The organism is Pseudomonas sp. GW821-FHT09C08 (assembly GCF_059418125.1).
In genome coordinates this window covers 104085-119061 of record NZ_JBWKPG010000001.1, presented here as the reverse complement: position 1 = coordinate 119061, position 14977 = coordinate 104085, and the positions used below count along the sequence as shown (strand labels likewise).

Genomic DNA, 14977 nt, shown 5'->3' with positions numbered 1-14977 from the left:
AGACCACACGGGTGTTACTGGATGTTGGCGGAAGCCTTGCGAACCTGATCGACAACCGATTGCGGCAGCGGGATGTAGCCCATCGAATCAGCGATCTTCTGCCCTTCGGTCAGGCTGTACTCGACCATTTCACGCATGGCCTTGGCTTTGGCCGGGTTGCCGTTGTCCTTGCGGAAGATCATCCAGGTGTAGGAGGTGATCGGGTAGGACTTGGCGCCATCCGGGTCCGGCAGCCAGGCCACCAGGCTTTCCGGCATTTTCACCGCTGCCAGGGCCTCGGCACCGCTTTCGGCGTTTGGCACGACGTAATGGCCGGCCTTGTTCTGCAACTGGGCGAAGTCAACCTTGGCCAGTTTGGCGAAGCCGTACTCGATGTAGCCGATGGCGCCCGGGGTCTGGCGTACAGTGGCGGTCACACCATCGTTCTTCGGCGACTTGATGAATTTGTCGCTGGCTGGCCAGTTGACGGTGTTGCCTTCACCCAGGTCCTTCTGGAACTGCGGGTTGATCGCCGCCAAGTGCTTGGTGAAGACGGCGGTGGTACCGCTGGAATCAGCACGCACGACCACGGTGATTGGCGTGTCGGTGAGTTTCAGGTCCGGGTTGGCGGCGACGATCTGTGGGTCGTTCCACTTGGTGATCTTGCCCAGGAAGATGTTGGAATAAACCTCGCGTGGCAGCTTCAGGCCCTTGGGGTTGCCCGGCAGGTTATAGGCCAGCACGATTTCGCCCGCCGTCATCGGCAGCAACTGCACGCCTTCGGCGACCTTGGCGATGTCTTCGTCTTTCATCGCCGAGTCACTGGCGGCGAAATCGACGGTTTTATTCAGGAAGTCCTGCACACCTGCGCCGCTGCCCTTGGATTGGTAATCCACGGTGACACCCGCGCTTTTCTTGCTGAAATCCTTGAACCAGGTGAGGTAGATCGGTGCAGGGAAGCTGGCGCCTGAACCGGTCAGACGGACGTTCTCGGCAGCAAATACCGAGGTGGCCCCCAGCGAAACCGCAACGGCGAGTGCAGCAGACTTCATCAGACGTTTCATTCAGGAGAATCCTTGTAATTACGGGCTCCCGAACTGTGCAGCAGAGTTGTTACGTTTTTATGAAAGTTGAATGGCAAACCACGCGCTTGTCCCCATTTACCGTCTCAATGTGGCCTTTAGCGGTCATTGGTTCGTAACAAAATGCGACTAGGACGCTTCGCACGCCGCGCTGAAAAAGTAGCCAGCCCCCGAAAAGCCGGCTTTACTTCTCGCAAAGCCCCTCTCCCCCCTGATTGAACCCTCTGGCGGGCGCGCGGGTCTTAGCGGCTTGGTTGCTCCCTCTCACACATCGATGGAAACAGCAGTGAAAGACCTGACTCGTGAAGAGCTGGAGGCGCAAGTCCTGCGCCTGCGTGCCCTGCTGACAGAGGCGGGCGTCGACCCCATGTCAGGCGCGCGTAGCGAAGATGTACCGCCGAATTCCTTCGAAGACACCCAGGCACGCTATCGCCAGGCGCTGCTCGACATGTCGAACATGCGCTCCGCGCACGTCGCATTGCGCCAGAGCGAAGAGCGTTTTCGCACCATCCTGGAGACGGTCGAGTCGGCGTTTGCCATCGTCAAGGTCAAGTTCGATGCCGATGATCGGCCGATCGACTACCGGTTTGTCGAGGCCAACCCGGCGTTCGAGCGCCAGGCCGGGGTCGACCTGCGCGGCAAGTGGGTCACCGAGTTCGCCCCCGACCTGGAAAGTTTCTGGTTCGAGACCTACGGGCACGTGGCCAAGACCGGCGAGCCAGCCACTTTCGAAAGCTACGCTGAAGCGTTCAAGCGCTGGTTCGACGTGCGCGCGGTGCGTGTCGGCGACCCGGCCGACCGGCAGATCGCGATTATCTTCAGTGACGTCACCGAGCGGCGCAACGCGCAGGAGCGCCTGCGCATCAGCGAAGCAGTGGCGCGGCAAAACGTCGAGCGCGTGCAACTGGCGCTGGCCGCCGGTGCGATCATCGGCACCTGGCATTGGGACCTGCCCAGCGACCGCTTCACCATCGACGACGCGTTCGCCCGCGCCTTTGGCGTGGACCCGGCCCTGGGCCATGAAGGCCTGAGCCTGGCGCAGGTGATCACCTCGGTGCACCCGGAAGACCGCGACGGGCTGACCACCGCCATCAATGCCGCGATTGCCCGTGGCGGCGCCTACGCGCACCAGTACCGCGTGCTTCGCGCCGACGGCAAATATTATTGGATCGAGGCCAACGGCCGGGTCGAACTTGCCGAAGATGGCACACCCTTGACCTTGCCGGGCGTGGTCATCGACGTCGAGGGCCGGCGCTCCGTGGAGGCCGAGCGCGACCGCGCGACCGCCGCACTGCGCGCCCTCAACGAAACCCTCGAGCAACGCGTGGCCGAGCGCACCGTCGAGCTGATCCAGGCCGAGGAAAAACTGCGCCAGTCGCAGAAAATGGAAGCCGTGGGCCAACTGACCGGCGGCCTCGCCCATGACTTCAACAACTTGCTGGCGGGGATCTCCGGCGCACTCGAACTGACGGTGCTGCGCATCGCACAGGGTCGCTGGGCGGAAGTCGACAAGTACATCACCACCGCCCAGGGTGCGGCCAAGCGCGCGGCGGCGCTGACCCACCGTCTGCTCGCCTTCTCGCGCCGGCAGACCCTGGACCCGCGGCCCACCGATGTGAACCTGCTGATGGACGACATGGGCGAGCTGATCCAGCGCACCGTGGGTCCCAGCATCAGCGTGGAAACCCTCGGCGCCAGTGGCGTATGGCCGACGCTGGTGGATGCCAGCCAGCTGGAAAACGCCCTGCTCAACCTGTGCATCAACGCCCGCGACGCCATGCCCGATGGCGGGCGCATCAGCATCGAGACCGCCAATGTGCGGGTGGACGCTGCCACTGCCAGCGCCCAAGACCTGAGCGCAGGGGAATACCTGACGCTGACAGTCACCGACACTGGTACCGGCATGACGCCCGATGTCATGGCCAAGGCGTTCGACCCGTTCTTCACCACCAAACCCATCGGCCAGGGCACGGGTCTCGGGCTGTCGATGATCTATGGGTTCGCCAAACAGTCCGGCGGGCAGGCACGCATTGCCTCCGAGGTCGGCCGCGGCACGGCCATCAGCCTTTACCTGCCACGTTATTATGGACAGACCATTGAGCCCACGCCCGAGCAGGACAGTACCAGTGCCGCGCCGGCGGAGTACGGCGAGACCATCCTGATCGTCGACGATGAACCCAGTGTGCGCACGCTGTTGATGGATGTACTCGGCGGCCTCGACTACAGCCTGATCGAAGCGAGTGACAGCATTACCGGGCTCAAGATCCTGCGCTCCGACGTGCACATCGACCTGCTCATCACCGACGTCGGCCTGCCCGGCGGCATGAACGGACGCCAGATGGCCGACGCCGGCCGCGAAGTACGGCCCGCGCTGAAAACCCTGTTCATCACCGGCTACGCCGAAGGCGCCATCATTGGCGACACGCGCTTGGGGCCTGGCATGCAGATACTGACCAAGCCGTTTGCGCTGGACACGTTGACGGCGCGGGTGCGGGAGTTGATCGAGTCGTGAGCGTCACGCGATGTCGCCGGCCCCGCAGGTTACTGTGGCCGACGTCAGCACATCCCCCCGCTGCACACGCGGGAGGATCAGCCCCGCGCCTTGATGATTGTTGATTCTTTCTCACAACACTCATTCCAGAAGGCACATTTATCGCCAGCACGTCCCAGGTGATACTGCGCGACTCTCGCCTTAGGGATAAACACTGATGATGAAGACAGATTTCGCTGCCTGGTCCTGGACTGCAGGTGCAGGGATCGACGGTTTGCAGCTGGTCCGCAAAAGCCTGGATCAGCCCGGACCGGGTGAGGTGCTCATCGCCAATCGTGCCATCGCCTTGAACCCGGTGGACTGGAAGATCATCGAGTGGGGTCATGCGGCGTGGAAAACCGGACATGTGCCGGGCGTGGATGGCATGGGCGTGGTGGTTGCGAGCGGTGCCGGAGTGCCGATCAAACCCGGTACGCGCGTGGCCTACCATCAGTCGCTGGATCGCGACGGCAGTTTTGCCGAGTTCTGCATACTCGATGCGGCGACGGTGATGACCGTGCCGGCGGCCCTCGATGATGCCTGGGCGGCCTCACTGCCCTGCCCCGGCTTGACGGCCTGGCAGGCGCTGGAAAAGATTCCGGGCAGTGCTGGCGATGTGTTGGTGGTCGGCGCGGGCGGTGCGGTGGGCCTGCTGTTGGCGCAGTTGGCGGTACAGCGTGGGTTGCGTGTGTGGGCCACGGCGAGCACGGCTCATCATGCCCACCTGAAGGCATTGGGCGTGGTCGGTGTATTCGATTACCGCGACGCCGGCTGGCAGCAGGCACTTCAGTCAGCCCTGGGCGAACGGCGCCTTGACGCCGTGTTCGACACCGTGAGCGGTGCGCATGCAGCCACACTCGCGCCCCTGCTCGGCTACAACGGGCACCTGGTGTGCATCCAGGACCGCCAGGAAAGCGCGCCATTGCCGGCTTTCAGCACTGCGATTTCACTGCACGAGGTGGCGCTCAACAGCTTTCACGCCTACGCCAGCCTGAGTGATCGGCAGACCTTGCGCCAACACGGCGAACGGCTCCTCGACGCGGTCCTGAACGGCAAACTGCGGGTACCTGGACAGCAGGTCTTCGACTTCCATGAGCTGCCGCAAGCGCTTCGTGCCCTCAAGCAAGGTTCCAGCAGTGGCAAATGGGTAGCGCGCCTCGCCGACTAAACCTCGGCCAGGCTTTCCTTCTTCTCCAACCACTCGATCATCAACTCTCCCCAGGCGATATCCGCCTGCAGCGCGGCCTTGGCCTTGCCCGAGTCGCGCGTGCGCAGGCCTTCTAGCACTTCAAAGTGCTTATGCTGGGCGCTCGCCAGTTCCAACTTCGGCACTTCCGCGTGGAAGCGGCTGAGCAGCGGCCCCATGATGACCCACATGTTCTCCAGGGTCTTGGACACCACGGGCATGCGCGCCGCGCTGATCAGGCCGAAGTGGAACTCGCGGTTGAGCAATGCCGCCTGCCGATGGTCGACCGAAACCGCCTTCTGAAACGCATCCTGGATACCTTCAAGCTTGATCAGTTCCGGCACGGTAATGCGCTGCGCGGCGGCACCGGCGGCCTCACCCTCAAGCAGATGACGGATCAACTGGATTTCCCTGAGCTGGCTGACCGACAACTCCGGCACGTAGATGGACGTCGCGGCCTTCATGTCCAGCGCATGGTCGCTGACCAGCCGGAAAATCGCCTCGCGCACCGGCGTGATCGAGACCCCGAACTCTTCGGCCAGGGTGCTGATGCGCAGGCGATCGCCGGGCTGGTATTGGCCGTCCATCAACGCCGTGCGAATAATGGAATACACCCGCTCACTCAAGTTGCCTTTATCAATGGGCTTATGCACGGTCACTGTTACTCGATCTCCATGGTCGATGACGTGCGCCCGGCAGGCCTCGACGCCTGCGGCAGGGGCGCAGATCACGCATCATACATCATCATTTTACCCCTGCCACTCCGGCAGGCGCGTCCTTCAAATCCGTGCGTCGCGCCGTCCTACGCCCTGCAACAGCACGGCAATCACGATAATCGCCCCCTTGATAATCTGCTGTGGGTAGGCCGGCACACTCAGCAGATTCATGATATTGCCGATCAGCCCCAGCACCAGCACGCCGACCACGGTGTAGAAAATCGTGCCTTTGCCGCCGCTCAGCAGCGCGCCGCCGATGACGCACGCCGCAATTGCATCGAGCTCCAGCGCCATGCCCGCGCTGGGCGCCGCAACACCCGAGCGCGACGCAATCACCACCCCGGCCAATGCCGCCAGCCCACCACAGATGCCATAGGCCGCCAACTTGTAGCGTTCCACCGCAATCCCGGCCAGGCGCACCGCGGTTTCGTTGCTGCCGCTGGCAATCGTCAGTCGTCCGTAGGTGTTGTAACGCAGGATCAGCGCAAAAACGACCGTCACCAGGATCGCCAGCCACACGGGCCAGGGAATGCCCAGCACGCCATCGGCCAGGCGCCCGAAATCGCGCAACCACTGGGCACTGGTCAGCTTGTCATCCAGCCGTTGCGGCTGTCCGTTCGACAAAATAAAGGCCAGGCCGCGCCCTACCGTCATCATCGCCAGCGTGGCGATAAAGGGTGCCATGCGGAAGTAGGCGATAAACGTGCCTGTCACCAAGCCCATCAAGACGCCGGATGCGACCGCGACCGTCACCGCCAGCAGCAGCCCAAGTCCCCCTTCGACCGGCATCACGTTCAGGGTCATGGCCACCACGATCCCGCCCACGGCAGCCACCGACGCCACGGACAAATCGATCCCCGCCGTCAGAATCACGATCAACATGCCGATGCTCACCAGCAACAGCGGCGTCAATTGGCGCAACAGGTTGCCGAGGTTCTGATAGGTGAAAAAATCCGCGGACAAGACGCTGGCGACAATCGCCAGCAGTACCAGCATCACCAGCGCGTTGTGCTCAAGAAACAGGCGTTGCAGTGAGCGCCGGTGCGCACGCCCGGCATCGGCGTGGCTGTCGTGTTGCAGCGGTTCGGCCGCAGCCAGTTTGTAATCAGGGTTATTCATGGTGCTCGACTCCCATCGCCAGGCAAATCATCTGTTGTTCTTTGATGCGCTCGCCCACCAGCTCACCGGCGATCGCACCTTCGCGCATGACCACGACGCGGTCACACATACCGATCACTTCGATCATTTCCGAAGACACCATGATGATTGCCACCCCTTGCTCGGCAAGGGCATTGATCACCCGGTAGATTTCGGTTTTCGCACCCACATCCACGCCGCGTGTCGGCTCGTCGAGAATCAACACGCGGCAGCCCGCATCGACCCACTTCATCAGCGCGACTTTCTGCTGGTTGCCACCCGACAGGTCACCGACCCGTTGCTCGATGGAACGCGTCTTCACCGACAGTTGCTTGCGCAGGGCCTCGATGCCCTGGGTCTCCCTGCCGCTGGCGATCCAGCCCATGCGTCCGGTGTAGGGGCTGGCGGGGCGCAGCGCGCCATTGACGCGGATCGACATTTCCAGCAGCACGCCCTGCTGCTTGCGGTCCTCGGGCAGCAGGCCAATGCCATTGGCGATGGCTTCGCGCGGCGTGCGATTGTGCAGTTCGCGCCCATTCAAGCGCAGGGTCCCGGAGGTCTTGCGGTCGGCGCCGAAGATCGCGCGCATCGTCTCCGTGCGCCCTGCCCCCACCAGGCCACAGAAGCCCAGTACTTCACCGGCACGCACGTTGAAGCTCACGTTGCGCACCAGCCGCCCGGCACACAGCTGATCCACCTCCAGCAGCACCTCGCCGATCCGCGCGTTGCGCGGCGGGAACAGGTCGCTGAGTTCACGGCCGATCATCATCTCGATCAGCCCGCGTTCGGTGACATCCGCCAGGGCCAGGGTGCCGACGGTCTTGCCATCCTTGAGCACTGTCGCGCGGTCACAGATGCGGAAAATCTCATCCATGCGGTGCGACACGTACACAATGCACACGCCCTTGCGGCGCAGCTCGTCGAGGATCTTGAAGAGCTTTTCCGCTTCATGCGAGGTCAGCACGGCGGTGGGCTCATCGAACACCAGCACCGAGGAATTACGCGACAACGCCTTGCAGATTTCCACGGCCTGCTGGTACGCCACCGGCAAGCTGCCGACCGCTTGGCGCACGTCGATATCGCTGAAACCCAGCTCATCCAGAATCGTCCGGGCCTTTTTGCGCATCGCAGCCCACTGCACAACACCACGGCTCTTGCCCAGGTCGTCGATGCAGATGTTTTCCGCCACCGACAGGTGCGGGGCCAGGGCAAACTCCTGGTAGATGATCGAGATACCCAGCTTGAGTGCATCGCCCGGCTTGCGGATATCCACCGGTTCACCATTCAGGCTGACCGTGCCGGTATCCCGTACGTAGGCCCCGGCAAGGATTTTCATCAGGGTCGACTTGCCCGCGCCGTTCTCGCCCATCAACGCATGGATTTCCCCGGCATGCGCCGAAAACCCAGCGTTGCTCAGTGCACTGATGCCACCGAATTTCTTCGAGATATCGCGCATCTCTACGGCTGGTGTGTGCATCGCATTCATGTTCTTCACCCTCTATTGACTGTCGCCGGACAGCCCGCCCCCGTTGGCGCGGGCTGTTTGGCGGGCGTTACTTGAGGGCCGCCTTGATCTGCTCGATGGAGCGGAACGGCGGCACGTTGTCGGTGGAGGGCGGCAGGCTGTCAGCCTTGATATAGGTGTCGACGTTGTCCGGGGTAATCAGCGTGACCGGGAAATACGACGCCAGCGGCAGGTTGTTGGCATCCAGGCCTTTGTCGAGGATCTGGTGAATCAGCTCAATCGCGGCCACGCCGGTTTCAGATCCGCTGTTGGTGGCACTCACCAGCAACTTGCCCTGCTTGATCAAGTCCAGCGCCACACGGAAGTTGCCCGCGCCGGAGGCGACCGTCACCTGGGCCTTCTTGCCGGCGTTTTCCAGGGCGTTGATTGCACCGATGGCAATGAAGTCGTTTTCCGCCAGCACCAGGTTCAGCTTGTCACCCTGCGACGCCAGGATGTCTTCGGTGGCCGCAAGCCCGCCCTCTTCGGTCCAGTCACCCCGGCCCCAGGCCAACACGTTGAAGCCACCTTCCGGCCAACTGAAACTGCCTTTGGCTTTGATCTGCTGGAACAACTTGAAGCCCTTGAGCATCGCGTCCTCCTTGGACAGGCCCAGCTTTCGCTCCTCGGAACGCGCGTAGACAATCCCGGAGATCATGCCGTTGAGCCGGCTTTCGGAGGTGGAGTTGCCCATCACGCCGATGACCATGGCGGCGTTGATCACCTTGGCCGGGTCGGTCTTGGCGATCACATAGCGGCCCGCCTCGAAACCACTGCCGTAGGGGTTGCCGGTGCTGGTGGTGATCACCGGAGCCCGGGCATCTGGCGCAGTGCCCACGGTAATCACCGGAATCCCGGCTGCCACGGCGCGTTCCACATCCGACACCGAGCCGAGCACGTCGGTGGGATCGATCACGATCAGGTCGACGCCCAGGGTAATGAAGTTGTCGACCTGGGCGCTTTGTTTGGCGACGTCACTGTCCGCCACTTGCAGCTCGATATCGTAGTTGTACTTTTTCGCGATGGTTTTCGCGTCGTCGAGCATCGACACGAACCAGGGATTGCCCAGGGTGATCTCGGTCCAGCCGATACGCAGGCGCTCGCCTTTCTTTTTCAACGGCAATGCCTTGTTGATCGCCGTGCGATCCGGCATGTCGGGGTCAATCACGCCCGACAGCGCGGTATTGGGCATCAAGCTGTAGATTTCATGCTTGCCGGCGGCCCAGGCCTGGCTGCCGATAAGGGCCGCCAGGGCGAAGGTGGTGATCAAACGCTTCTTCATCATTATTGTTCTCCAGTGCGCTGATGGGATCGGTGATGCCGGCGCCGTCCTCGACAGCGCCGTGGTGTGGGCTCAGGCCTGTAAATCGATCCAGGCCGACTTGAGTTCGGAGTACTTGTCCAAGGCATGCAGCGAACGGTCGCGACCGTTGCCCGACTGCTTGTAGCCGCCAAACGGCATGGTGATGTCGCCGCCGTCGAAGCAGTTGACCCACACACTGCCGGCGCGCAGGGCGCGGATCATCGAGTGGGCGCGACTGAGGTTGCTGGTCCACAGGCTGGCAGCCAGGCCATAGGGCGAGTCATTGGCGATGCGCACCGCGTGCAGGTGATCCGTGGCGGTGATCACCGACAGGACCGGCCCGAAGATCTCTTCGCGGGCAATGGTCATGTCGTTGGTGACGTTGTCGAAGATCGTCGGCGGGATGAAGAACCCGTCGGCCAGGGCGCCACCGGCACGTTCACCGCCGAGGATGATCTGCGCGCCCTCCTCTGCACCGGTGCGGATGTAGCCGAGCACGCGGTCCATTTGCGCCTTGTCGACCATGGCGCCCAGTTGCGTGGCCGGATCGAGAGGGTCACCAACGCTGATACCGCGCGCGACCTTCAGGACCTCAGCGACGAATTCGGAACGGATACCCGCCTCGACGATCAGCCGCGAAGGCGCTACGCAGACTTCACCCTGGTTGAAAAACATCGATTTCGCGGCGGTGGCCGCCGCTTTTTCCAGGTCGTGGCAGTCATTGAGGATGATGTTCGGTGTCTTGCCGCCGCACTCCAACCAGACCCGCTTCATGTTCGATTGCCCCGCGTACTGCAGGAACAATTTGCCGACTTCGCCGGAGCCGGTGAACACCAGCGTGTCCACATCCATATGCAGGCCCAGCGCGCGGCCAGCGGTAGGGCCGAAACCCGGCAGCACGTTGAACACGCCTGGCGGAATGCCCGCTTCGGCCGCAAGCGCGGCGATGCGCAGCGCGGTCAAGGGCGATTGCTCGGCCGGCTTGAGGATCACCGAATTACCCATCGCCAGGGCCGGGGCTACCTTCCACATGGCCATCAGCATCGGGAAGTTCCAGGGCGTGACCGCCGCCACCACACCGATGGCTTCGCGGGTGATCATGCCCAGCGCACCCGGCCCGGAGGGCGCGATTTCGTCGTAGACCTTGTCACAGCATTCGGCGTACCACTGCAGGCATTCGAGTACCGCGTGCACGTCAAAACCACTGCTTTCCGCGACCGGCTTGCCCATGTCCAGGGTTTCGAGCAGGGCCAGTTCAGTCATGTGCTGCTCGAATAGCGCGGCGAAGCGCAGCATGACTTTCTTGCGCTCCTTGGGCGGACGCTGCGACCACACGCCACTGTCGAACGCCTGGCGCGCCACCTGGACGGCAACGTCGACGTCTTCGGCCTGGCAGGACGCGACGTGATTGAGCACCTGGCCGTTGCGCGGAGAGATATTGGCGAAGGTCTCGCCGCTCAGTGCATCGACAAAGCGGCCATTGATGAAGGCCTGGCCTGGCAGGTCCAGGGCGGCGACACGCTGCTGGACCGCAGCGATATCCACGAGTGTATTCATGCTGTTGTATCTCCTGTCTGGTTCAAGGGGTTAGAAGCTGACTTCGGTTTTCAGGCCGAACACCACCACGCTCTTGTCCCCGCTCAATCCGCCGGGGTTGACCACGTATTGCACGTTGGGCCGCAGTGTCAGGGCCGGGGTCACGCTGACGCCGTAGTACAGCTCCATCGGGTATTCGGTGTGCGGTGCCGCCACGGTGTAGCCACTGGTCTGGCGGATGCGCCTGGCGGATTTTTCATTCACTTCCAGGCGGCCCAGCGCCAGGCCGATTTCATCCTGCGGACGTGCGGCAAACGGACCGCTAATAAAGGCACCGGCATGCCAGACGTTTTCCACGTAGGACACGTCGCGGTCCGACTGAATGAAGTTGGCAAACAGATTGAGGCCGCGGGCACTGTTGTCCGGGTCCTGGTACACGCGTTGGTCGACCATGGCGTAGAAGCCGCGGGCTGAATCGTGCTGGTCGGGGGCGTTGCCGGTCAGGCCGATCGGCTGGCCATCGAGATCGCGGTACACGTCGTTGAAATCCCCGGTGTTGCGCCAGACGCCCACGCGGTAGGTGCCAGGCAGGCCGTTGAGCCTCGGCGTCCAGGCCAGTTCGCCCACGGCGAGGTAGCCGGTAGTGCCCGAGGGACTGCCGAAATTCAGGCCCTGGCCGTTCTCGGTAAAGCGCGGGTTGACCTGATACAGCGAGGCGTTGACGGTCAGCTCATCGGTCAACTTGCCCGCCACCGCCGCGCCCCACTGGCTGACCGGCCAGGTAAACCAGTTGGGGGTGATGTAGCCCGGTACCGTGCCGCAGAACGTCAGGTTCTGGAACTTGCAGGAAAACGGGAACACATCGCCGCTCATGGGCAAGCGGCCGAGCTTGACCACCAGTCGGTCGTCGAGCAGTTGCTGCTGGTAATAGAACTGCACCAGCCGCGTGACGCTGCCGTAGCCGTAGATTTCCTGGGCGGCCAGCAAGGTGTGAGTGCCCGCCTCGGCCGTCAGGCTTTCGCCGTTGCGGTTGCTGAAGATCATGCGAAAACTCGCGCCCTGCCAACCGAGCAGCTTTTGCAGGTCGAAGTTGCTGTCGATCATCAACTGATCGCTGTAGGTGCCTTTGTGCGTGTCGCCGCCCTGGGTGTTGTAGGCCAGCTCGTTGACGTACGTCAGCTGGAAGTCCACTCCCTGCTCATGCAGGCGCGTGCGTTCACCGTTCCAGTCGCCAAGCAGAAAGTTGTCCGGCGAATAACTGGCGGCAAACACGCCAGGGCCTACACACGCACTTAGAAGTCCTGCGGCAACGATGGTTTTATTGGTCATTGTCAGTGTTCCCGAAACTGTTTTTATTGTTGGTTTTAGTGTTTTTCGAGCATGCAGAATCCCGCCAACCCAACTGACGGGTCGGTGAAGCAACAGCGTTAACGCGGTGTGACTGAAACGTCGGTTAGAAGCACATCCTCACGATGGCGGCGACCTCCTCCTGGTTGTTGATCGGCTTAGGGTGGCAGGCCAGGTCCTGGTTGAAACTGGTCCAGACGGTGTGGGCAAATTCATCGACTTGCTCAGGGCGCAAACCGTAGCTGCAAAACGTGTCGGTGACCCCCAGGGTGGTGAAGAGCTGTTCGAGGATTACGGGCAGGCGCTCGGCGCGCTCGTTGACCGACAAGCCCAGGGTTTCCGGGCACAGGATCCCGGCCACGGTGGCAAACTTTTCGGCGGCGACCGGCAAGGTCCAGCGGATGACATGCGGGGTGCTCGCCGCCACCGTGCCGCCATGGGGCGCGTCGGTCATTGCGCCCAAGGGCTGGCCCAAGGCATGGGACACGGTCACCCCGGCACCGGCGATAGCCATGCCGCCAAGGGTCGAGGCAAATGCCATGTTGGCGCGTGCCTCCAGGTCAGTGCCGTGCTCCACGCAGCGCTGGGCATTCGCCGCAAACAGGCGGATGGCTTGCAAGGCCACCATTTCCACCCAGGGTGTGCAATGGATGCTGATATAGGCTTCGAGCGCATGGCAGAAAGTATCGACCGCCGTCAGTGCGGTGAGTTTGGGCGGTTTCGACACCAGGATCTGCGGGTCGATCAACGCGACGTCAGGGTAGATGAACGGGTTGACGATGGCGCACTTGAGGCCCAGCTCGGGGTTGTTGATCACCGCAAAAGGCGTGGCTTCGGTGCCAGTACCGGAGGTGGTCGGCACCACCAGCAGCGGCAGGCCACGGCGTTGCGGGCGGCGTACCTCTTCGCCGAGGCGCTCGGTGTAATCCCAGCAATTGCCACCGTGCACGGCGACGAACGCCACGGCCTTGGCCGAATCGATCGCACTGCCGCCACCCATGGCCACGACCACGTCGCAGCCTGCGCGAAGCACTTGATCGACCGCGCGATCAATCGTGGTGTGACGGGGGTTGGGCACGATGTCGTAGAACTCGAGATATTCGATATCGCGCTCGATAAAGCTGGCAGTAACCTGCGCGACCCACTCGCTGCCTTCGAGAAACGGGTCGACCATCAGGAACACCTTGGTGCCGAACGGCGCGACTTTGTCGCCCATGCGCCGGATCGCGCCGACCTCGAAGTCCAGGGTGAGAGGCAGACTTGCCTGAAATGCGTTCATCAGTTCACCTTTGTTCTTATTGGAATGTGTGACCGGCCCGGCCTTATCGCAGCGCGCCGCCATATTTGTACAACTCGCCCAGATCGCTGGCGGCAATCAGCGCAGCTCTCATCTCATCGACAGTCACGGCGAAGGGCTCGACGTTGCTGGTCTGGTTCGGGTCGGCCGCGGTGCGGGCCACAGCATCGAGTTCCTGCGCGGTGATATCGGCCAGGCCGAGATCGCCGAAGGTCACCGGCAAACCAATGCTCAGGCAAAAGCGCAACACGGCATCCAGTTCACCGCTGGTTTTGCCTTCCAGTACCAGCATCACCAGCGTGCCGAACGCCACGTACTCACCGTGGTACATCGTGGCGCGGAGGCCCAACTCACTGAAACCGCAATACACCGCGTGGGCGGTGGCGACGCCATTGCTTTCAAAGCCGATGCCGCTCATCAAGGCGTTGGCTTCCACCACGCGGTTGAATGCCTTGGTCACGCAGCGCTGCTCGGCGGCGCGCTTGGCTTGCACGCCGTCTTCAAGCAGGACGCGGTAGCACAGCTCGGCAATCGCCATCGAGGTCAGCGTGGCCTTGGCCCCGCCGCCGCCCTCCTTCATGCCGCCGCCGGCATTGCCGAGAAAGTTGTCGCGGTAGCCTTCAACACAGGTGCGGGCTTCGAAATACGTCGACAGCGCATCGCCCATGCCGGCTACCAGCAGGCGCACCGGGGCCTGGGCGATGATCCAGGTGTCGACCACCACCACATCCGGGCTGCGCTGGAAAAACAGCACGTCGTCAAACGCGCCGGCTTCGGTGTACAGCACCGACAGCGAACTGGTAGGCGCGTCGTTGGAAACCACCGTCGGCACGATGCACAACGGCACCCGCGCCTGATTGGCGAGCGCCTTGGCAGCATCGAGCACTTTGCCACCGCCGATACCGATCACACCGTCGCACTCAAGCCCCTGCATCAACACCGCCAAGCGCTGGATTTCCTGGCGGGTCACTTCGCCGGAAAAAATCCCGTAGTGAAGCGCGGTGCGGGTGCTGGCGAAGCTGCTTTCCAGGGTTGGCTTCAGGCTGTCCAGGCGGCCCTGGGTGGTGATCACCATCAGGCGGCGACCGAACCAGGCGACGTGCAGTGCCAGGCGGTCGAGTTCTTTGTAGCCCTGGATATAACGACCAGGTGCGGCAAATATCTGGGTCATCTCAGTGTTCATCCTGGCCCCATCAAGGAGGCTTTTTGTTATTGCTTTGAGGACGTGGTCGAGGAGCAATACCGTCGACGGATCGATGATATATCATATTTAATTTTTTACTGCCAACCGCTTTTTCGAATGAAAAACCGCCGTGAAAGACAGGGATTGACGCTTGGGGGGATCGAAGATATATGATGC

The 14977-nt window shown here is 62.4% G+C and carries 11 protein-coding genes; 2 read left to right on the top strand and 9 right to left on the bottom strand.

Annotated elements, in window-relative coordinates:
- Nucleotides 1-14 precede the first annotated feature (14 nt).
- The gene (pstS, locus tag AC07OJ_RS00515; RefSeq protein ID WP_065905629.1) at nucleotides 15-1043 is read right to left on the bottom strand and encodes a phosphate ABC transporter substrate-binding protein PstS; all 1029 of its coding nucleotides are present in this window, start codon (nucleotides 1041-1043) and stop codon (nucleotides 15-17) included.
- Between the two features lie 304 nt (nucleotides 1044-1347).
- Between pstS and AC07OJ_RS00510 the strand changes: the two genes are divergently transcribed.
- Nucleotides 1348-3573, top strand: a complete 2226-nt coding sequence (locus tag AC07OJ_RS00510; protein WP_065905628.1) for an ATP-binding protein — start codon at nucleotides 1348-1350, stop codon at nucleotides 3571-3573.
- Between the two features lie 199 nt (nucleotides 3574-3772).
- Nucleotides 3773-4759 (top strand): zinc-binding dehydrogenase, encoded by a 987-nt coding sequence (locus AC07OJ_RS00505; RefSeq protein ID WP_495094252.1) that lies wholly within the window; start codon nucleotides 3773-3775, stop codon nucleotides 4757-4759.
- Here AC07OJ_RS00505 and AC07OJ_RS00500 read toward each other — a convergent pair.
- The 8 genes from AC07OJ_RS00500 to AC07OJ_RS00465 form a co-directional block, all read right to left on the bottom strand.
- Nucleotides 4756-5430 (bottom strand): GntR family transcriptional regulator, encoded by a 675-nt coding sequence (locus tag AC07OJ_RS00500; protein ID WP_226940005.1) that lies wholly within the window; start codon nucleotides 5428-5430, stop codon nucleotides 4756-4758. The genes AC07OJ_RS00505 and AC07OJ_RS00500 overlap by 4 nt on opposite strands.
- Before the next feature lie 126 nt (nucleotides 5431-5556).
- Complete coding sequence (locus tag AC07OJ_RS00495) at nucleotides 5557-6612, bottom strand: ABC transporter permease (protein ID WP_120448139.1); 1056 nt, start codon at nucleotides 6610-6612, stop codon at nucleotides 5557-5559.
- Entirely contained in the window at nucleotides 6605-8116 is a 1512-nt protein-coding gene (locus AC07OJ_RS00490; protein ID WP_495093657.1) for a sugar ABC transporter ATP-binding protein, read from the bottom strand. The genes AC07OJ_RS00495 and AC07OJ_RS00490 overlap by 8 nt, the downstream gene beginning before the upstream one ends.
- Nucleotides 8117-8183: 67 nt before the next feature.
- Entirely contained in the window at nucleotides 8184-9419 is a 1236-nt protein-coding gene (locus AC07OJ_RS00485) for a sugar ABC transporter substrate-binding protein (RefSeq protein ID WP_107339022.1), read from the bottom strand.
- 69 nt (nucleotides 9420-9488) lie between these two features.
- Nucleotides 9489-10994: an aldehyde dehydrogenase gene (locus AC07OJ_RS00480; RefSeq protein ID WP_213552296.1), complete on the bottom strand. Its 1506-nt coding sequence runs from the start codon at nucleotides 10992-10994 to the stop codon at nucleotides 9489-9491.
- 30 nt (nucleotides 10995-11024) lie between these two features.
- On the bottom strand, nucleotides 11025-12302 hold the full coding sequence (locus tag AC07OJ_RS00475) for a carbohydrate porin (protein ID WP_495093656.1): 1278 nt from the start codon (nucleotides 12300-12302) through the stop codon (nucleotides 11025-11027).
- Between the two features lie 124 nt (nucleotides 12303-12426).
- Nucleotides 12427-13599, bottom strand: a complete 1173-nt coding sequence (locus AC07OJ_RS00470) for an iron-containing alcohol dehydrogenase (protein ID WP_495093655.1) — start codon at nucleotides 13597-13599, stop codon at nucleotides 12427-12429.
- Nucleotides 13600-13642: 43 nt separating this feature from the next.
- The gene (locus AC07OJ_RS00465; protein WP_065906092.1) at nucleotides 13643-14788 is read right to left on the bottom strand and encodes a glycerol dehydrogenase; all 1146 of its coding nucleotides are present in this window, start codon (nucleotides 14786-14788) and stop codon (nucleotides 13643-13645) included.
- Nucleotides 14789-14977: the final 189 nt, after the last annotated feature.